This is a genomic window from Streptomyces sp. NPDC058157, assembly GCF_042884105.1.
Taxonomy (GTDB): domain Bacteria; phylum Actinomycetota; class Actinomycetes; order Streptomycetales; family Streptomycetaceae; genus Streptomyces.
This window is the reverse complement of sequence record NZ_JBHVUQ010000154.1, coordinates 1-17,537: the sequence shown is the minus strand read 5'-3', so window position 1 is coordinate 17,537 and position 17,537 is coordinate 1. Positions and strand designations below refer to the sequence as shown.

Sequence of the window (17,537 nt, the reverse complement as noted above, 5' to 3'; positions counted from 1 at the left end):
CTCGAAGCCCGCCCCCGCCGCCGCCAGGCACCGCCGCAGGTTCTCGAACACCTGGCGGGCCTGAGCGGCGGGATCGCCCTCGCCGACCACCTCCCCCTTCTCGTCGAAGGCGCACTGCCCCGACACCGCCACGAACCGTCCGGTGCCCCAGACGACGTGGCTGTATCCGGTGCCGGGGGCGACGCCCTCCGGCGCGGCGATCCGGGTGAGGTGGCTGCCGGGGTGGCTGCTGTCGTCACTGCTGTGTGCGGATGAGGTCATGCGGACGATCATGCCCGCCCGGTCGTCAGCCCCGGAAGCCCAGGAGCCCGTGCAGGGCCGCGCCGCCCGCCGAGGACGGGACCGCCCGGGTCTGTGTCGTCGGCTTCGGGGCGGGCTGCGCCGGGCAGGCGGCGTCGGAGGCCTGACCCGTCCTCAGGTACGCCGCCAGCTTCTCGTCCAGGCACTTGTTGCCCGCCAGCGCGATGCCGTGGTTGCCCCCGCCCTGCTCCACCACCAGCGCCGAGCCCGCCAGCCGGTGCCGCATGCTCACCGCCCCCTCGTACGGGGTCGCCGCGTCCTCCGTGGCCTGGAACAGCAGCGCCCCGGGCAGCGCCGTGTTCGTGACGTCCGGGGCCCGGAGCGGCTCCGCCGGCCAGAACGCGCACGGCGCGTTGTACCAGGCGTTGTTCCAGGTCATGAACGGCGCCTTGGCGTGCGTGCGCCACATGTCGGCCCGCCACGTGTTCCAGTCCCTGGGCCACGCCGAGTCCCGGCACTGCACCGCCGTGTACACGCTGTAGGAGTTGCCCGCCGAGGGCTCCACCGCGCCGAACCGCTCGTACGCCGCCACCAGCGGCTTCGGGTCCTGCTTCACCGCGTACGCCGCGAACGCCTCGGCCAGGTGCGGCCAGTAGCCGTTGTAGTAGCCGCCCGGCATGTACGTGTCCTCCAGCTCGGCCGGCCCCACCTTCCCCCCGGCCGGGGTCCCGCGCAGCGCCTCGCGCATCGCGTACCAGCGCCGCTCGACGGCGGCCGGGTCGGTGCCCAGGTGGTACGTGGAGTCGTACTGCGCCACCCACGCCAGGAACGCCTTGTGGCGGGCGTCGAAGGCCTGGTCCTGGGCCAGGTTGTCCTCGTACCAGACCCCGCCCGGGTCGACCACGGAGTCCAGGACGAGGCGGTGCACCCGGTCCGGATGCAGCTTGGCGTACACCGCGCCGAGGTAGGTGCCGTAGGAGTAGCCGAAGTAGCTGAGCTTCGGCGCCGCCAGCGCCGTGCGCAGCACCTCCAGGTCGCGGGCGGCCGAGACGGTGCCCACGTACGGCAGCACGTCCGCGTGCTTGGCCTGGCAGGACTCGGCGAAGGAGCGCACCCGGTCCAGGTTGGCCCGCTCCGTCGCCGCGTCCAGCGGCACCGAGTCGGGCCGCACGGGCTTGAAGTGCCCGGCCCCGCAGTCCAGGGCGGGCTCGCTCCTGCCCACGCCCCGGGGGTCGAAGCCGATCACGTCGTAGCGGCCCGCCACGTCCTTGGGCAGGGCGGACGCGACGAACCCGGCCAGCGCGCGGCCGCTGCCGCCCGGGCCGCCGGGGTTGACCAGCAGGGGGCCCTCGAAGGAGGAGGCGGGGGCGGTGTGCGGGACCCGGGTCAGGGCCAGGGAGATCTGCCGCCCGGCGGGCCGCTCGTGGTCGAGGGGGACCTTGAGGGAGGCGCACTGCAGCGTCGGGTAGCGGGGGGTCGCGCAGCCGCTCCAGCGCAGCCCGGCGGCGGCCGGTGCGGGCGCGGGCGCCGGGGCGGCGGTGACGGGGCTCGCGAGGGCCGTGGCGACCGTGGAGATCGCCAGCAGCAGGGCGGCGCGCCTCTTCACGGGGCCGCGCTGCTTCGCGGGGTGCGGAACGGGGTGGAGCATGGGGCCTCCCAGCCGAGGGGTCTGGGCGGAATCGTCCCGGAAACCGCGCCCGGAAAGCGGTATTGGGCCGCCCATTGGCCCGATGTGATGACCCCTCGGGCGGCGTCCGGGTCACGACGCCGCCCACGCTGACGTACCGCGAGCCCGGCCGCCCCCGGCCCGCCCGGGCGCCCCCCGCCACCGAACCGGCCCGCGCACCACCGGTACGGGGGGCCGCAGATGGAGTACCCCCCACGCCGCCACGCCGGCCGCCCCGCCCCGCAGGGGCCCGTCCCGTGCCGACCCGCCCTCGCCGCGGGCGCTCGGGCCGGTCCGGAGGGCCGGGTTGCGGGGGGTCTTCCGTTCCGTGGGCGGGCCCGGATGCGGGCGGCCCGGATTTGGGCGGTCGCCCCGGAGGTGGTTGGCTTGCCGCGAAGAACGGACACAACTGCTGGAGGAACAGGTATGGCGCAGGTCGAGGCCACCACGGAGCGCATCATCGGGGCCGACGCGGAGACCGTCTTCGACGCGCTGGCGGACTACACCGGCACCCGGGGCAAGCTGCTCCCCGAGCACTTCAGCGAGTACGAGGTGCGCGAGGGCGGCGACGGCGAGGGCACCCTGGTCCACTGGAAGCTCCAGGCCACCAGCAAGCGCGTCCGCGACTGCCTGCTGGAGGTCACCGAGCCCACGGACGGCCAGCTCGTGGAGAAGGACCGCAACTCCTCCATGGTCACCACCTGGACCGTCACCCCGGCCGGCGAGGGCAAGTCCAAGGCCGTCGTCAGCACCGTCTGGAACGGCGCGGGCGGCATCGGCGGCTTCTTCGAGCGCACCTTCGCGCCCAAGGGCCTCGGCCGCATCTACGACACCGTCCTCGACAACCTGGCGCGCGAGGTCGAGGCCTGACCGGCGCCCCCCAGCCGCCGTCAGGGCAACTCCCCGCGCGCGGCTCACCGGTTCGGGTGGAATTCCCGGACCGCCGGCGGACGTCCCGGCCGCCCCGGCCGCACCCGCGTCAAGCCCCGCCCCCGCGCCCCGCGCGGCCCGGGCGTGGCCCCCGGGCCCGGGCGCGGCCGGACGGCTAGGGTGGGGATCCTGTCGACCCGACACCACCGGGGGGCCCGATGAAGATCCTCATCTCAGCCGACATGGAAGGCGCCACCGGCGTCACCTGGCCCGCCGACGTGCTGCCGGGGACCCCGCAGTGGGAGCGCTGCCGGTCCATGTTCACCTCCGACGTCAACGCCGCCGTCCTCGGCTTCTTCGACGGCGGCGCCGACGCGGTCCTGGTCAACGAGGCCCACTGGACCATGCGCAACCTGCTGCTGGAGAAGCTCGACGCCCGTGCCGAGATGATCACCGGCCGGCACAAGTCCCTCTCCATGGTCGAAGGCGTCCAGCACGGCGACGTCGACGGCGTCGCCTTCGTCGGCTACCACACCGGCGCCGGCAGCGAGGGCGTCCTCGCCCACACCTACCTCGCCAACTCCCTCACCGGGGTCTGGCTCGACGGACAGCGCGCGAGCGAGGGCGTCCTCAACGCCCAGGTCGTCGCCGAGTACGGAGTCCCCGTCATCCTCGTCACCGGCGACGACCTGACCTGCGCCGACGCCGCCGGCTACGCCCCGGACGCGCGCACCGTCGCCGTCAAGGACCACGTCTCGCGCTACGCGGCCGTCTGCCGCACCCCGGCCCGTACCGCCGCCGACATCCGGGCCGCCGCCACCGAGGCGGTGAAGCTCGCCGTCCGGCACGAACCGGTGCGCGGCGGCCCGCACACGATGGAGGTGGAGTTCGACGCGGAGCACCTGTCGATGGCCGCCACCGTCGTCCCGGGCGTCGAACGGACCGGTGAGCGCCGGATCGCGTACACCAGCGGGACCATGTACGAGGCGATCCGCACCTTCAAGGCGGTCACCACGGTCGTCTCGGCGGCTCTGGAGGAGCAGTATGGCTGACATGGAACGGCTGGACGGCGGCCCCGGCGCTGCGCACCCCCACGGGACCGAGCCCCCCGCGCCCGGGGAGGCCCTGGACGCGGCGGCCTTCGACGAAGTGGTCGCGTTCACCTCGGAGCTCATCCGCATCGACACGAGCAACCGGGGCGGCGGCGACTGCCGGGAACGGCCCGCCGCCGAATACGCCGCCGAGCGGCTCGCCGCCGCCGGGCTGGAACCCGTCCTCCTCGAACGCACCCCGGGCCGCACCAACGTGGTGGCCCGCCTGGAGGGCACCGACCCCTCCGCCCCCGCCCTCCTCGTCCACGGCCACCTCGACGTGGTCCCGGCAGAGGCCGCCGACTGGAGCGTCGACCCCTTCTCCGGGGAGGTCCGCGACGGGGTGGTCTGGGGCCGCGGCGCGGTCGACATGAAGAACATGGACGCGATGGTGCTGGCCCTCGTCCGGGCCTGGGCGCGCACCGGCGCCCGGCCGCGGCGGGACGTCGTCATCGCCTTCACCGCCGACGAGGAGGACAGCGCCGTCGACGGCTCCGGCTTCCTCGCCGACCACCACCCGCACCTCTTCGAAGGCTGTACCGAGGGCATCGGTGAGTCCGGCGCCTTCACTCTGCACACCGGGGCCGGCCGGGCCCTCTACCCCATCGCCGCCGGTGAACGCGGCACAGCCTGGCTGAAGTTGACCGCGCGCGGCACCACCGGGCACGGCTCCAAACCCAACCGGGACAACGCCGTCACCCGCCTGGCCGCCGCCGTCGCCCGCATCGGGGCGCACGAGTGGCCGCCGCGCCTCACCGACACCGTCGCCGCCTGCATCACCGAACTCGCCTCCCTCCAGGGACTGTCCGTCGACCCGCGCGCCCCCGGCACCGACCTCGAAGCGGTCCTCGGCAAACTCGGCCCGGCCGCCGCCCTGGTCGAGGCCACCCTGCGCAACAGCGCCAACCCCACGATGTTCAGCGCCGGTTACAAGCTCAACGTGATCCCCGGCCACGCCACCGCCCACGTCGACGGCCGCACCCTGCCCGGCGGCGAGGCCGAGTTCGCCGCCGTCCTCGACGAACTCACCGGCCCCGGCGTCGACTGGGAGTTCCACCACCGCGAGGTCGCCCTCGAAGCCCCCGTGGACGGCCGGACCTACGCCGTCCTGCGCGAGGCCGTCGAACACTTCGACCCCGACGGGCACGCCGTCCCGTTCTGCATGGCGGGCGGCACCGACGCCAAACAGTTCTCCCGCCTCGGCATCACCGGCTACGGCTACTCCCCGCTCAAGCTGCCGCCCGGCTTCGACTACTGGTCCCTCTTCCACGGCGTGGACGAACGGGTCCCGGTCGACGCCCTGCACTTCGGCGTCCGCGTCCTGGACCGCGCCCTGCGGACCCTGTGATGGGGGCCCGGTGATGGCGGCGGCCGCCGCCTGCGCCCCCTACGGCAGCTGGCCCTCGCCGCTCACCGCCGCCCAGGCGGCCGCCCACGACGGACGCCCCGAGTACCTCGGCACCATCGGCCCCGAGGTGTGGTGGACCGAGCCCCGCCCCGAGGAGGGCGGCCGCCGCACCCTGGTGCGCCGGCCCGCCGACGGCGGCCCCGCCCGGTCGGTGCTCCCCGCCCCCTGGAACGTGCGCAGCCGGCTCACCGAGTACGGCGGCCTGCCCTGGGCGGGGGCCGAACGGGCCGACGGGGGACCGCTGGTGGTCTTCGTCCACCACGCCGACCAGCGGCTCTACGCCTACGAGCCCGACGCCCCCGGCGCCCCGACGCCCCGCCCCCTCACCCCGCTCTCGGCGGTCGGCGGCGGGCTGCGCTGGGCCGACCCGGTACTGCGCGGCGGCGAAGTGTGGTGCGTGCTGGAGGAGTTCACCGGCCCCGCCCCCGGCGACGTGCGCCGCGTCGCGGCGGCCGTCCCGCTCGACGGCTCCGCCGCCGACGACCGGTCCGCCGTACGGGAGCTCACCGGCGACCGCCACCGCTTCCGCACCGGGCCGAAGCCCTCACCCGACGGGCGCAGCGCGGCCTGGCTGGTGTGGGACCACCCCCGGATGCCCTGGGACGGCACGGAACTCCAGCTGGCCGACGTCCGCCCCGACGGCACGCTCGGCCCGGCCCGTACGGTGCTCGGCGGGCCGGCCGAGGCCGTGGCCCAGGCGGCGTGGGCGGCCGACGGGAGCCTGCTCGCGGTGAGCGACCGCAGCGGCTGGTGGAACCCCTACCGGGTGGACACCGGCGGCGGCCCGCCCGTCAACCTGTGCCCCCGCGAAGAGGAATTCGGCGGCCCCCTGTGGAAGCCGGGCCTGACCTGGCTGGCCCCGCTCCCGGAAGGACCGGTGGCCGTCCTGCACGGGCGCGGCTCCTCCCTCCTGGGCGTCCTCGACCCCGACAGCGGCGACCTGGTGGACGCCGCCGGACCGTGGACGGCCTGGCAGCCGGGCCTGGCCGTCAGCGGCACCCGCGTCTACGGGATCGCCGCCAGCCCGCGCAGCGCGTACGAGGTTGTCGAGCTGGACACCGCCACCGGGCACGCCCGGGTGGTCGGTGCCCGGGCCGCGGACCCGGTGGACCCGGCGTACTACCCCGAGCCGCAGAGCCGCACCTTCCCCGGCCCGGGCGGCCGCGAGATCCACGCCCACGTCTACCCGCCCCACCACCCCGCCCTGCGCGCCCCCGCCGAGGAGCTGCCCCCGTACGTGGTGTGGGCGCACGGCGGCCCCACCGACCACGTGCCGCCCGTACTGGACCTGCACATCGCCTACTTCACCTCGCGCGGCATCGGCGTCGTCGAGGTGAACTACGGAGGCTCCACCGGCTACGGCCGCGCCTACCGCGAACGGCTGCGCGAACAGTGGGGCGTGGTGGACGTGGAGGACTGCGCGGCCGTGGCCCGCGCCCTGGCCGACGAGGGCACCGCCGACCCCGCCCGCCTCGCCATCCGCGGCGGCAGCGCGGGCGGCTGGACGGCCGCCGCCTCCCTGGCCGCCGGCGGCCAGTACGCGTGCGCCGCGATCATCTACCCGGTCCTGGACCTGCGGGGCTTCGCCGCCGAGACCCACGACCTGGAGTCGCACTACATCGACGGCCTGGCCGGCCCGCCGCAGACCCTGGAACTGCGCTGCCGGGAACGCTCACCCGTGGCCCGCGCCGCCCGGATCACCGCCCCGTTCGTCCTCCTCCAGGGACTGGACGACCCGGTCTGCCCGCCCGCGCAGGCGGAACGGCTGCTGGCCGCCCTGCGCACCCGCACCCCGGCGGTCCCGCACGCGTACCTCACCTTCGAGGGCGAGGGCCACGGCTTCCGCCGTGCGGACACGATGGTCCGCGCCCTTGAGGCGGAACTCTCCCTGTACGCCCAGGTCTTCGGCCTGGACCGGCCGGACGTACCGCGCCTGGAGCTGGACGGGGGCTGAACGCGGCGCCTCAGGACCCGCCCCCTTCGCTGGCGGAGCCCCCGCTGCGGCCCGGCCACCCGCCGTCCTCGTCGAGCAGCGAGGCGGTACCGGCGCACCACACCGGGGGGGCGGGGTCGGGTCTCAGGCCGTGTGGAGCCAGACGCGCAGCGGGCCGATGGGGGTGAAGCCGGCGCGGACGGCGGTGTGCAGGTCTTCGCCGTGCTCGTAGCCGACCACCGGCAGGCCGGGCCAGTGGCGGGCGGCCGTGGTCAGGGCGGTGGCCCAGGCGGAGTCGGTGGCCTGCCCGTTCCGGCCGAACACGTTCGAGACGCCCACCACGCCGCCGCCCGTGCTGAGGACGGCCCCGGCCGCGATCCGGGGCCCGTCGTAGCCGGCCAGGAAGACGATGCCCTCCCGCACCAGCCCGGGGTGGAACAGCCCCGTGCCCTCCCCGCCGGACCAGGCCGCCTCCCAGGACCGCAGCTGCCCGTGGGGCCCCTCGACCTCGGCCCACTCCAGCCCGCCCCCGGCCGGTCCGGCAGCGGCCCCCGCCGGGCGGTGGATCCACTGCGCCTCGAACAGCACCTCGAACCCGGCCGGGGCCAGGTCGAGCGAGGCGAAGCTGTCCTTCACCGAGCAGCCCGGGGTGGCGGTGTCGACCCCGGCGAGGACGTCGGCGGCCGACGCCCCGGGGGTGAGCGTGACGGCGTCGGGGTACAGCGGCGGCGTACGCCGCGGGCTGCACCACAGGGTGCGGCGGAAGTGGCCGCCGCGGGAAACGGCGCCGCACCACTCGGCGTTGTTGCGGGCGGCCGCGCGGAGCAGCTCGGAGGTGTCCGGTTCGATGATCACCCGGGGATGCTGCCACGGCGCGTAGCCTGGAGCGATGCCATATTCCACGTCCCCGTACCTGAGGGAGGGCGCGCGGGTCGGGCTGCGCCCGTTCCGGCCCGCCGACGGACCGGAGTTCACCGCCCGGGTCCGCGAGAGCCGCGCGCTGCACGAGCCGTGGCTGTACCCGCCGGACACCCTCGAGGCGTACGAGCCGTACGCCGCCGGCCTGGCGGAAGGCGGACTCCGGGCCGGCTTCCTGGTCTGCGAGCTCGCGGGCGGGGCCATCGCCGGGTTCGTCAACGTCAACAACATCGTGCGGGGCGCCTTCCAATCCGGGGCGCTGGGGTACGGGGCCTTCGCGCACGCGGCGGGACGGGGGCTGCTGGGGGAAGGGCTGGACCTCCTCCTGGCCCACGCCTTCGCCGACACCGGCCTCGCACTGCACCGGCTGGAGGCGAACATCCAGCCGGGGAACACGGCGTCGATCGCCCTGGTGCGGGGGAGGGGGTTCCGGTTGGAGGGCCTGTCCCCGGACTTCCTCCACGTCGCGGGCGCCTGGCGCGACCACGAACGCTGGGCCGTCACCGCCCCGGCACCCTGACGGCGCACGGCGGCGCCCGCGCCCGCACCCGCACCCGGACACACGCTCGGCCGCGCCCCTTTGCGTAATCCTGACCGGTGGTCATGTGCGGAACCCCTGTGCACCGACCCCACCGCCGTGTTCCATTCCCCCATGGCCACCACCGTCCGACGTGTCCCACTGACCCTCCCCGCCGCCCCCCTGGGCCCGGACAACCCCCTGCCCGCCCTCCGCGCCCCCGACGGGGTGCACGAGCTGGACGAGCGCTCGCGTGCGGGGCTGCCGCGCGACATGGCCCGTCAGATCGGGTACGAGCCGCTGCGCTCCCTGCTCCCGGTCCGGATCCGCGACGGGTACGGACGGCGGCGCGAGGAGCGGGAGTTCGAGGCCGTCGTCATCGACAACGGACGGCTGCGCGCCACCGTGCTGCCCGGCCTCGGAGGGCGGATCCACTCCCTCGTCCACCTGCCCACCGGCCGTGAACTCCTCTACCGCAACCCGGTGTTCCAACCCGCGAACTTCGCCCTCAACGGCGCCTGGTTCTCCGGCGGCGTCGAGTGGAACATCGGCGCGACCGGCCACACCGCCCTGTCCTGCGCCCCGTTGCACGCCGCGCTCGTGCCCGCGCCCGACGGCGGGGTGATGGTGCGGCTGTGGGAGTGGGAGCGGCTGCGCGACCTGCCGTTCCAGGTGGACCTGTGGCTGCCGGAGGACTCGGACTTCCTGTACGTCGGGGTCCGCGTGCGCAACCCGCACGAACGGCCCGCCGCCGTCTACTGGTGGTCCAACACGGCCGTCCCCGAGAACTCCGGCACCCGGGTCCTCGCCCCCGCCGAGGAGGCCTGGCACTTCGGGTACGAGCGGGCGCTGCGCCGGATCCCCGTCCCCCGGTGGGAGGAGGCGGACCGCAGCTACCCGCTGGACAGCACCTATCCCGCCGACTTCTTCTACGAGGTCGAGCCCGCGGCCGCCGCCCGCCCCTGGATCGCCGCCCTGGACGCCGACGGGCACGGCCTGGCGCAGGCCTCCACGAGGCTGCTGCGCGGGCGCAAGCTGTTCGTGTGGGGCGCGGGCCCGGGCGGCCGGCGCTGGCAGGAATGGCTGACGGAACCCGGCACCGGCGGCTACGCGGAGATCCAGGCGGGGCTCGCCCGGACCCAGCTGGAACACGTACGGCTGGACGCCGGGGCGGAGTTCAGCTGGCTGGAGGCGTACGGGCCGCTGTCCGCGGACCCGGCGGCGGTGCACGGCGCCGACTGGGCGCAGGCGCGCGCCGCCGCCGGGTCCGCACTGGACGAGGCGCTCCCGCCCGGCGCCCTGGACGCGGCGCACGAGGCGTGGCGGCGCGGCTGCGCCGACGCCGAGCCGGACGGCGGGCCCGGGCAGTGGCTGGCGCGGGGCTCGGGCTGGGGCGCGCTGGAGGTGCTGCGCGGGGGCTACGCCCTGCCCGGTACGCCGTTCCCCGAGGCCGTCCTGGAGGAGGCCCAGGAACCCTGGCTGGCGCTGTGGCGGACCGGTGTCCACCCGGCGCCGCGGCGGGTGGTGCCGCCGGGGCCGAGCCTGGTCGCCGCGCACTGGCGGGACATGCTGGAGACCGCCCCGGCCGACCCGCTGACCGAGTACCACCTGGGCGTGGCCCAGTGGCACGCGGGGGACACGGCCCAGGCCGTACGCAGCTGGGAGCGCGGGCTGGCGCTGGCGCCGTCGCGGTGGCCGCTGCTGAGGTGCCTGGCGGTGGCGGACGCGCTGGCCGGGGATCCGGAGCGGGCGGCCGACCGGTACGCGGAGGCGTTCGAGGACCTGGCGGCGGAGAGCCGGGGCGGCGAGGCGTGGACGGCCGCCGAGTCCGCGCTGGGCCGCGAGGCGATGACCGCCCTGCTGGCGGCGGGCCGGCCGGCCGGGGCGCGTGCGGTGTGGGAGCGGCTGCGGCCGGCCCTGCGGGAACAGGGGCGCTTCCGGCTGCTGGCCGCGCGGCTGCTCGCGGCGGAGGGGCACGTGGGCGCGGCCCGGCGGGTCTTCGAGGAGGGCTTCGAGCCGGCGGACCTCCGGGAGGGGGAGGAGACGCTGGCGGAGGTCTGGTCGACGGTCTCGGCCGCCCCCCTCCCGGCGCCGTACGACTTCCGCATGCGTCCGCCTGTGTAGCCCCGGGTCCCGCTGCGCGGTGCCGTCTCCCCGCCCCGCCCTTCACCCTCCCCCAGCTACCGCTGGGACGTGCCCCTGGGAACGGAGGAGGTGGGGTCCCCCCGGACGGAGTCCGGGGGAGGGTAGGGGACCTCGCCCCGCGCAGCGCTCAGGCCCGGCACAGCAGCTCCCCGTTCAGGACCGAGAACCACGCGTCGGGCTCGGCCCCCCACGCCCGCCACGCGCCCGCGACCTGGGACAGGTCGTCCTTCGTCGCGTGCCCCCCGCCCACGGCGACCTCCGCGTACGAGGACGCCGTCGTCCGGTCCGCCCACAGCCCGGACCACCACGCCACCTCGTCCGGCGTCGCGTAGCACCACGCCGTCGCCGACGCCCGTACCTCGGTGAAGCCCGCCGCCCGGGCCCACGACAGCAGCCGCCGGCCGGCGTCCGGCTCGCCGCCGTTCGCGCGGGCCACCCGGCGGTACAGCTCCTGCCACTCCTCCAGCCCCGGCGTCGCCGGGTACCAGGTCATCGCCGCGTAGTCGGCGTCACGGACGGCCACGATCCCGCCCGGCCGGCACACCCGCCGCATCTCCCGCAGGGCCTGTACGGGGTCGCCCACGTGCTGCAGCACCTGGTGGGCGTGGACCACGTCGAAGGCGTCGTCCGGGAAGTCCAGCGCGTGGACGTCCGCCACCGCGAAGTCCACCGACCCCTCCAGACCCCGCTCCGCCGCGTACGCGCCCGCCGACTCCAGGACGTCCGCCGCCGCGTCGACCGCCGTGACCCGCCCGCCGGGGGCCACCAGTTCCGCCAGGTCCGCGGTGATGGTGCCCGGCCCGCAGCCGACGTCCAGTACCCGCATGCCGGGCCGCAGCTCGCCGATCAGGTACGCGGCCGAGTTGGCGGCGGTGCGCCAGCGGTGCGAGCGCAGGACCGACTCGTGGTGGCCGTGCGTGTAGACGGCCGTCTCGTGTGCCTGGACCTCGCTCATGGTGGGCTCCTCCTCGTCGTCGAAGTGCTGTGATCACCGTAGGGGATTGGACCGCGATGCGAGATCACCGTTTTGACATGTGGACACGATGCCTTCGCCCCAAGGGGATTGACCGGGTCGACGGCAGGGCAGTGGCAAGGGAGTGCGGGGACGAGGACAGTGGGCCGCAGGGGGACGCCGAGGACGGTGAGGACGATGCCGCAGACCCTGCCGGAGAGCCTGCCGGAACAGCACGCCGCGGCTCTGCGGCTGTTCGGCGAGCGGGTGCGGGCCGTCGCGGACGGCCAGTGGGCGGCGCCGACCCCCTGCACCGAGTGGACCGTGCGGGACCTGGTCAACCACGTCACCGGCGAGCAGCTCTGGGCCGTGCCGCTGGTCACGGAGGGGCGGACGGCGGCGGAGGTCGGGGACGAGCTGTCCGGGGACCTGCTCGGCGAGGACCCCGTGGGGGCGTGGGAGCGGGCCGCGGCCGTCGCGCGGGCGGCCTTCGCCGCGCCCGGGGCGCTGGACCGCACGGTCCGGCTCTCGTACGGGCCGACGCGCGCGGCGGCGTACTGCGCGGAGCTGACCGCCGACTGCGTCGTCCACGCCTGGGACCTCGCACGGGCCGTCGGCGCGGACGACCGGCTGCCGGCCGGGCTCGTCGAGTTCGCCCTCGAGGAGGTCATGCCGTACGCCGACGGGCTCGCCGCGAGCGGGATGTTCGACGCGCCGCTGGAGGTGCCGGCCGGGGCGGACGCCCAGACCAGGCTCCTGGCCCTGCTGGGGCGGCGCGGATGAGGCTCCGGGGGCGGAAAGGATGCGTGAGCCACGCGCGCGGGTAGCGGGCATTGCGGCGGAAATAATCGTATAAAGGGCACGTCTGGAGGCGCGTCCGGAGAGCAAGTCCGGAGGGCAGGTCCTTCCGGAGGGCAGGTCCGGAGGGTGCGCCGATCGGCGGCCGCGGCATCGGCCGCGGGGCGACAGGCAGCGGGCAGCGGGAAGGCGGGGCACGTGGCGGGGATGGCCGAGGGGACGACGGAAGGGCCGGCCGGGGCCGGGGTGTGGCGCCTGGCGCCGGAGGGGCGCGGACCGGTCAGGTACGGACCGCCGGCCCCCGAGCCGGGCCTGCCCGTCCTGCCGGAGCTGCGGGCCGTCCTCGCCGGGGCGGCGGACCGGGCCGCCCCCGAACCCCCGGGCGGCGGGGAGGCCGTACGCGAGGCCGCCTGCCGGCACTGGGCACGGCGCGGCCTCCCCACCGAGCCGGAGTACGTGGCCGCCGGGCCGGGCGCGCCCGCCCTGCTGCTCGCACTGCTCGGCGCCTACGGCGGCGACGTGATGCTGCCGCGGCCCTGTCCCGCCTGGTGGACGCCACAGGTCCGGCTGCTGGGACGGCGGGCCTACCACGTGCCGACCCCGGCCGAGTGCGGCGGCGTACCGGACCCGTACGCCCTGCTGGAGACCGTACGGCGGGTGCGCGCCGAGGGCGGCGACCCGCGCGTGCTGCTGCTCTCGGTGGCCGACGACCCGACCGGCACCGTGCCGCCGCCCGAGATGCTGCGCGAGGCCTGCGAGGCGGCCGAGACCGCCGGGCTGTTCGTGGTCAGCGACGAGAGCTGGCGCGACACCGTCCACCGGCCGCACGACACGCTCGTGCTGAGCCCCGCCGAGATGCTGCCGGACACGGCGGCCGTGCTGACGGACCTGTCCGGCGCGCTGCTGCCGGGCGGCTGGCCCGCCGCCGTGGCCCGCTTCCCCGCCACCCCGCGCGGCACCTGGCTGCGCGCCCGCACCCTCGACATCCTCACCGCCACCGGCGCACTGCCGGCCGGCCCGGTCGCGGTGGCCGCCGCGCACGCCTTGGAGGAGCCGGACGCCGTCGCCGGGCGGGCCTACGCGGCGGCCGCCCTGCACGGTGTGGTGGCGGCGGCCGTGCACCGGGAGCTGCTGGCCGTCGGGGCGCTCGCCCGGCCCCCGCAGGCCGGCCGCCACCTGTACGCGGACCTCACCCCGCTGCGCGCGGGCCTGGCCCGGCACGGGGTGGGCGACGCGATGGAGCTGGAGGACTGGCTCGGCGCGCGGCTGGGCTCGCCGACGCCCGGCGGGCAGCGGTTCGCGGACGACCTGGGCGCGCTCCGCGTCCGGCTGTCGACCGGACCGCTGCTGGGCGCCACCCCGCAGGAGCGGCTCGTCGCGCTCGGCTCCCGCGCGCCGCTGGAGCTGCCGCACGTCCGGGGCGCCCTCGACCTGCTCGGCTCGGTGCTGGCCGGGCTGGCCGACTGAAGCCGACGCCGGGGCCCGCCCGGCCGGCGCTGAACGGAGACCGCCAGATGAGGGACCACCCGCAGCCCCCGCTCACCACCACCCCCGCCCCACCGGGCCGCCCGCACGCGCCCACGGGCCCGTACCCGTCCGGTGCGCCCCCTGCCGGGGCCGCCGTACCCGCGGCCGCCGTACCCCCGGCCCCGGTACCCCCGGCCCCGGTACCCCCGGCCGCGGTACCCCCGGCTCCGGCTGCCGTCCCCCCTCCCCGGCCCCTCGGGGAGGTGCGGAGCTGGCCGCGGTCGTTCGCGGACCGGCTGACCACACCGCTGCCCGGGGTGCGGGCCTTCGCGCGGCTGGCGCGGGAAGGGGCCTTCCGGCCGGGGCCCGAGGGGCTGAGGGGGATTCCCGACCTGCCGTACCGCCCCGCGCCGCTGCCCGCCGTGGGGCCCGGCGAGGTCGGGGTGACCTGGGCCGGGCACGCCTCCTGGGTGGTGCGCACCGGCGGGCTGACGGTGCTCACCGACCCCGTCTGGTCCCGGCGGATCCTCGGCACCCCGGCCCGGATGACGCCCCCGGGGGTGCGCTGGGAGGAACTGCCGCCGGTGGACGCCGTGGTGATCAGCCACAACCACTACGACCACCTCGACGCCCCCACCCTCAGGCGGCTCCCCCGGGACACGGCCCTGTTCGTGCCCGCCGGGCTCGCCCGCTGGTGCCGCCGCCGCGGCTTCCGCAGGGTGACCGAGCTCGACTGGTGGGAGTCCGCCGAACTGGGCGGCGTGCGCTTCGAGTTCGTCCCCGCGCACCACTGGTCCAAGCGCTCCCTGCTGGACACCTGCCGCACCCTGTGGGGCGGCTGGCTGCTCACCGACCGGGCCGGCGGCGGCCGCACGGTGTACTTCGCGGGGGACACCGGCTACGGGCACTGGTTCGGCGAGATCGGAGCCCGCCACCCCGCCATCGACCTCGCGCTCCTGCCCATCGGGGCCTACGCCCCGCGCTGGTGGCTGCGCGACGTGCACGCCGACCCGGAGGAGGCCGTGCGGGCCTTCCTCGACCTCGGCGCCCGCCGGATGGCCCCGATGCACTGGGCCGCCTTCGTCCTCTCCGCGGAGCCGGTCATGGAACCCCTGCACCGCGTCCGGGCCGCCTGGGCCCGGGCCGGCCTGCCCCGCGAGGACCTCTGGGACCTGCCGGTCGGCGCCTCCCGCACCTTCGGCGCGGCCGCCGGGACGCCGGCCCGGGACCCTTCCGCCGCGCGTGCGGCCCCGTAGGATCGACTTCCATGGACCTCCCCGGCACGGACGTGCGGATGACCGCCCCGCCCCCGGGCCGGGTGACCCTCTCGGACCGCCGCACGCGGCGCAGTTGGGAGGTGGAGCTCGCCCCCTACCGGCTCGCGGTGTTCCCCGTCACCCAGGCCCTCTACGCCGAGGTCACCGGCGCCCGCCCGAGCACCGCCCGCGGCGACCGGCTGCCCGTCGAGGGGGTCTCCTGGTGGGACGCGGTCCGCTTCTGCAACACCCTCTCCCTGCGCACGGGCCTCACCCCCGCCTACGCCCTCGACGGGGGCCGGGCCGACTGGGACCGGACCGCCGACGGGTACCGGCTGCCGACCGAGGCCGAATGGGAGCACGCCTGCCGCGCGGGCACGGACGGACCCCACTACGGCCCCCTCGACGAGATCGCCTGGTACCGCGCCAACTCGGCGGAGGCCCTCCACGAGGTCGGCGGCAAACGGCCCAACCCCTGGGGCCTGCACGACATGCTCGGCAACGTCTGGGACTGGTGCTGGGACGTCTACGACCCCGAGGTCTACGGCGGCTACCGGGTGCTGCGCGGCGGCGGCTGGTTCGACGAGCACTGGAGCCTGCGCGCCTCCGCCCGCCGCCGCAGCCACCCCGACTTCCGGGTCGACGACGTGGGGTTCCGGCTGGCCAGGTCCGGTCCGGCCGATCCGGCTGACATGCCCCTGTCGTAGATCACCGGCCTGGCATACCGTGCCACCACGGAACATCCCCGTGGAGGAAGGCGCGTACGCACGTGGACGACGGTGAGCTGCTGTTCCTGGGCGCGGCCCGGCAGGCGGAGCTGGTGAGGGCGGGGAAGGTGACGGCGCGGGCCCTCGCGGAGGCCTCGCTGCGGCGGATCGAGGCGATCGACCCGCAGCTGGGCGCGTTCCGCGTGGTGCGCGCCCGGGAGCAGGTCCTCGCCGAGGCCGACGCCCGCGACGCCGCCCTGGCGGCCGGCGCAGAACTGCCCCTGGCGGGCGTGCCCGTCGCGGTCAAGGACGAGCTCGACCTCGAAGGGGAGGTCACCACCTTCGGCGGCGCCGCCAACCTCACCCCGGCCGCCCGCGACGGCGAGGCGGTGCGGCGGCTGCGGGCGGCCGGCGCGGTGGTCGTCGGCAAGACCGCGATGCCGGAGTTCGGGCAGTGGCCGTTCACCGAGTCCGCCGCCCACGGACGCACCCGCAACCCCTGGGACACCACCCGCACCCCCGGCGGATCCAGCGGCGGCAGCGCCGCCGCCGTGGCGGCCGGCCTGGTCGGCGCCGCGCTCGGCGGCGACGGCGGCGGGTCCATCCGCATCCCCGCCGCCTGCTGCGGCCTGTTCGGCCTCAAACCGCAGCGCGGCCGCGTCCCCACCGCCCCGCAGCCCCACCTCTGGCACGCCCTCGGCACCATCGGCCCGCTCACCCGCGGCGTGGCCGACAGCGCCCTGCTGTACGACGTCCTCGGCGGACCGGCGGAGGGCGACCGCTGGGCGGCCCGGCCCACCGCGACCAGCTTCGTCCGGGCGGCCGCCACCGAGCCGGGCCGGCTGCGGATCGCCTGGTCGGCCAAGCCCGCCGTGCCCGGCGTACGCCCCCACCCCGAGCACGTGGCCGCCCTGCGGCGGACCGCGCAGCTGCTCGGCGAACTCGGGCACGACGTACGGGAGGTGACGCCGCGCTACCCCGACGCCACGGCGGCGTTCCTCCCGCAGTTCTGCGGGGGAGTGCGGGCGGAGGCGGCGGTCGTGGAACGGCCGGAGCTCCTGGAGCGCCGCACCCGGCAGACGCTGCGGCTGGCGCGGCTGGTCCCGGAGGCCGCGGTGGAACGGGCCGTACGGGCGGGGGAGCGGTTGGCGGTCCGGGCCGAGCGGGTCTTCGCCGGGGCGGACCTGCTGCTCACCCCGACCCTCGCCGCCCGGCCGCGCGCGGTCGGGGCGCTGGACGGGGCGGGGCTGGCGGGGGCGCTGCTGCGGTCGCGGCCGATGGTGGCGTACACCGCGCTGTGGAACGTGACGGGGCACCCGGCCGCGTCCGTCCCGGCGGGATTCGGGACGGACGGCCTGCCGCTCGCCGTCCAGCTGGTCGGGCGGCCGCACGACGAAACCACCCTCGTGAGCGTGGCCGCCCAACTGGAATCCGCCCGCCCATGGACGCCCCGCGTCCCGCCCCTGTCGACCCCCTGACCGGCCGCGGTACAGCTGCGCGGGGGCTGGGTCCCCGCCCCGCCCTTCCACCGTTCCCAGGGGCTCCGCCCCTGACCCCGATACCGTGCGC

At 76.6% G+C, this 17,537-nt stretch carries 15 protein-coding genes; 11 read left to right on the top strand and 4 right to left on the bottom strand.

Annotated features, from left to right (window positions below):
• Together ACFVXK_RS28955 and ACFVXK_RS28950 are read right to left on the bottom strand one after the other, a co-directional pair.
• The coding region (locus ACFVXK_RS28955; RefSeq protein ID WP_389617022.1) for a Rid family hydrolase at positions 1-261 on the bottom strand (261 nt) is incomplete at its 3' end.
• 25 nt (positions 262-286) lie between these two features.
• Positions 287-1,888, bottom strand: coding sequence for an alpha/beta hydrolase (locus tag ACFVXK_RS28950; RefSeq protein WP_389617019.1), 1,602 nt, complete (start codon positions 1,886-1,888; stop codon positions 287-289).
• A gap of 444 nt (positions 1,889-2,332) precedes the next feature.
• On the opposite strand from ACFVXK_RS28950, the gene ACFVXK_RS28945 reads away from it, so the two are divergent.
• The 4 genes from ACFVXK_RS28945 to ACFVXK_RS28930 all read left to right on the top strand — a co-directional run bounded on the left by ACFVXK_RS28945 (position 2,333) and on the right by ACFVXK_RS28930 (position 7,229).
• Positions 2,333-2,776, top strand: a complete 444-nt coding sequence (locus ACFVXK_RS28945; protein ID WP_042813038.1) for an SRPBCC family protein — start codon at positions 2,333-2,335, stop codon at positions 2,774-2,776.
• Between the two features lie 218 nt (positions 2,777-2,994).
• The gene (locus ACFVXK_RS28940; protein ID WP_389617016.1) at positions 2,995-3,828 is read left to right on the top strand and encodes a M55 family metallopeptidase; all 834 of its coding nucleotides are present in this window, start codon (positions 2,995-2,997) and stop codon (positions 3,826-3,828) included.
• Positions 3,821-5,215 (top strand): M20/M25/M40 family metallo-hydrolase, encoded by a 1,395-nt coding sequence (locus ACFVXK_RS28935; RefSeq protein ID WP_389617013.1) that lies wholly within the window; start codon positions 3,821-3,823, stop codon positions 5,213-5,215. The genes ACFVXK_RS28940 and ACFVXK_RS28935 overlap by 8 nt, the downstream gene beginning before the upstream one ends.
• A 13-nt stretch (positions 5,216-5,228) precedes the next feature.
• The gene (locus tag ACFVXK_RS28930; protein WP_389617010.1) at positions 5,229-7,229 is read left to right on the top strand and encodes a prolyl oligopeptidase family serine peptidase; all 2,001 of its coding nucleotides are present in this window, start codon (positions 5,229-5,231) and stop codon (positions 7,227-7,229) included.
• Positions 7,230-7,352: 123 nt separating this feature from the next.
• Here the strand turns inward: ACFVXK_RS28930 and ACFVXK_RS28925 are convergent, their stop codons facing one another.
• Positions 7,353-8,063, bottom strand: a complete 711-nt coding sequence (locus ACFVXK_RS28925) for a hypothetical protein (protein WP_389617006.1) — start codon at positions 8,061-8,063, stop codon at positions 7,353-7,355.
• A 34-nt stretch (positions 8,064-8,097) separates the two neighbouring features.
• Here ACFVXK_RS28925 and ACFVXK_RS28920 point away from each other — a divergent pair, with 34 nt between their 5' ends.
• Together ACFVXK_RS28920 and ACFVXK_RS28915 are read left to right on the top strand one after the other, a co-directional pair.
• Positions 8,098-8,646, top strand: coding sequence for a GNAT family N-acetyltransferase (locus ACFVXK_RS28920; protein WP_389617003.1), 549 nt, complete (start codon positions 8,098-8,100; stop codon positions 8,644-8,646).
• Positions 8,647-8,778: 132 nt separating this feature from the next.
• Positions 8,779-10,767 carry a DUF5107 domain-containing protein gene (locus ACFVXK_RS28915; RefSeq protein WP_389617000.1) on the top strand — a complete coding sequence of 663 codons (1,989 nt, stop codon included), beginning with the start codon at positions 8,779-8,781 and terminating at the stop codon, positions 10,765-10,767.
• Positions 10,768-10,915: 148 nt separating this feature from the next.
• On the opposite strand, the gene ACFVXK_RS28910 is transcribed toward ACFVXK_RS28915, so the two are convergent.
• The gene (locus ACFVXK_RS28910) at positions 10,916-11,743 is read right to left on the bottom strand and encodes a methyltransferase domain-containing protein (RefSeq protein ID WP_389616997.1); all 828 of its coding nucleotides are present in this window, start codon (positions 11,741-11,743) and stop codon (positions 10,916-10,918) included.
• A gap of 195 nt (positions 11,744-11,938) precedes the next feature.
• On the opposite strand from ACFVXK_RS28910, the gene ACFVXK_RS28905 reads away from it, so the two are divergent.
• From ACFVXK_RS28905 to ACFVXK_RS28885, 5 genes are all read left to right on the top strand, one after another.
• A complete protein-coding gene (locus tag ACFVXK_RS28905) occupies positions 11,939-12,523 on the top strand; it encodes a TIGR03086 family metal-binding protein (protein ID WP_389616994.1) in 585 nt (194 codons plus the stop codon).
• Positions 12,524-12,745: 222 nt separating this feature from the next.
• Positions 12,746-14,005 carry an aminotransferase class I/II-fold pyridoxal phosphate-dependent enzyme gene (locus ACFVXK_RS28900; RefSeq protein WP_389617025.1) on the top strand — a complete coding sequence of 420 codons (1,260 nt, stop codon included), beginning with the start codon at positions 12,746-12,748 and terminating at the stop codon, positions 14,003-14,005.
• Positions 14,006-14,052: 47 nt separating this feature from the next.
• The gene (locus ACFVXK_RS28895; RefSeq protein WP_389616991.1) at positions 14,053-15,261 is read left to right on the top strand and encodes an MBL fold metallo-hydrolase; all 1,209 of its coding nucleotides are present in this window, start codon (positions 14,053-14,055) and stop codon (positions 15,259-15,261) included.
• 11 nt (positions 15,262-15,272) lie between these two features.
• The gene (locus tag ACFVXK_RS28890; protein WP_389616988.1) at positions 15,273-15,968 is read left to right on the top strand and encodes a formylglycine-generating enzyme family protein; all 696 of its coding nucleotides are present in this window, start codon (positions 15,273-15,275) and stop codon (positions 15,966-15,968) included.
• Between the two features lie 62 nt (positions 15,969-16,030).
• Complete coding sequence (locus ACFVXK_RS28885) at positions 16,031-17,446, top strand: amidase (RefSeq protein ID WP_389616985.1); 1,416 nt, start codon at positions 16,031-16,033, stop codon at positions 17,444-17,446.
• Positions 17,447-17,537: the final 91 nt, after the last annotated feature.